This window comes from Dietzia sp. SYD-A1 (assembly GCF_015356725.1).
Classification (GTDB): Bacteria; Actinomycetota; Actinomycetes; order Mycobacteriales; family Mycobacteriaceae; genus Dietzia.
This window is the reverse complement of the sequence record NZ_JADDKI010000664.1, coordinates 1-1373: the sequence shown is the minus strand read 5'-3', so window position 1 is coordinate 1373 and position 1373 is coordinate 1. Positions and strand designations below refer to the sequence as shown.

Genomic DNA, 1373 nt, shown 5'->3' with positions numbered 1-1373 from the left:
CTCCACACCCCCACCGAGCCCGTCACGGAGTCCCCGGAGGAGATCCGCGAGCTCGTCCGCGACCTCTACGACACGATGGACGCCGCCAACGGAGTGGGTCTGGCCGCCAACCAGGTGGGGGTGCGCAAGCGGGTGTTCGTCTACGACTGCCCCGATCTGGACACCGAGGACGGCGAGGGCGTCTCCCGCGAGGACGTCGAGGCCCGCGGCGGCTGGCTCAACCGCCGCGGCTGCATCGTCAACCCGGTGCTGGAGACCTCCGAGATCCCGGAGACCATGCCGGACCCGGAGGAGGATCTCGAAGGATGCCTCTCCGTCCCCGGTGTGAACTTCCCGCGCGGGCGCGCCTGGTGGGCCCGGGTCACCGGAACCGACGAGAACGGCGAGCCGGTCTCCGTGGAGGGCTATGGCCTGTTCGCGCGGTGCCTGCAGCACGAGGTCGGTCACCTGGACGGGTACCTCTACACCGACCATCTGATCGGCCGTCACCGCAAGGCCGCCAAACGCCTCATCCGCGACGCAGGCTGGGGCGTGCCCGGGTTGAGCTGGGACCCGACCACCGATCCCGACCCGTTCGCCGACGAGGACGACGGTGACGAGTGGGACGACGACGAGGCCACCGACCCCCGTGGCTGAGCAGGACCGGGGTCTGGCGGACCGGTCCCGGTGGAACGCCGGCCGACGCGTGGAGGTGGGGATGCGCGTGGTGGTCCGTCGCCATCTGGAGGCCGGGCAGGGTTCGCACCTCTACACCGACGTCATCGGACACGTGGTCGCGCTGGATCCCGAACTCGTGGTGCGCCGCGAGTCGGGCGAGGAGGTGCGGATCCCCGATTCCGACATCGCGGTGCTCAAGGTGCTACCGCCCCGGCCGGTCCGGGCACGCGACGTCCGGGCGCACGAGTACGCGGGTGCGTTGGCGTGGCCGGGCACGGACTTCGAGCTCGTCGACGGCTGGTTCTGCCGTGCCGGTGACGACTGGTCCTACCGCGGGAACTCGGCGGTCCCGGTGTTGCCGTGGGCCAGCTGCTCGGAGCTGGACGGGGTCCGCGACTGGTACGCGGCCCGCGGCCTGCCACTGCGCCTGGTGGCCGTGGACCGGCTCGTGGACGCCGACCGGATGCTGCTCGACGGTCGGCCGGTGGATCCCGCACGAGTGCGCGCGGACAGGGAACTCGTCCTGTGCACGGTCGACAGCCGCGAACTGCTGGAGCGCGTGGACGCCACCGTCCCCGCCGACGCGCGCCCCCCGGTGGTGTTGGCCGACTCCCCCGACGACGACTGGCTCGCGCTGTACCACGCCACCGCCGGTCTGGAACCCGACCGAGTCCGGCCCGCGATGCTGGCGACCGCGGGGTTGGCTGGGCCAGGGA

2 protein-coding genes are annotated in these 1373 nt (G+C 72.2%); both read left to right on the top strand.

The window, feature by feature from the left end:
* Positions 1-636 (top strand): peptide deformylase (locus IY392_RS18335; RefSeq protein ID WP_194862001.1); only part of this gene is annotated, 636 nt, incomplete at its 5' end.
* Positions 629-1373: GNAT family N-acetyltransferase (locus tag IY392_RS18330; protein ID WP_194862000.1), on the top strand; the 745-nt coding region annotated here is incomplete at its 3' end. The genes IY392_RS18335 and IY392_RS18330, both read left to right, overlap by 8 nt.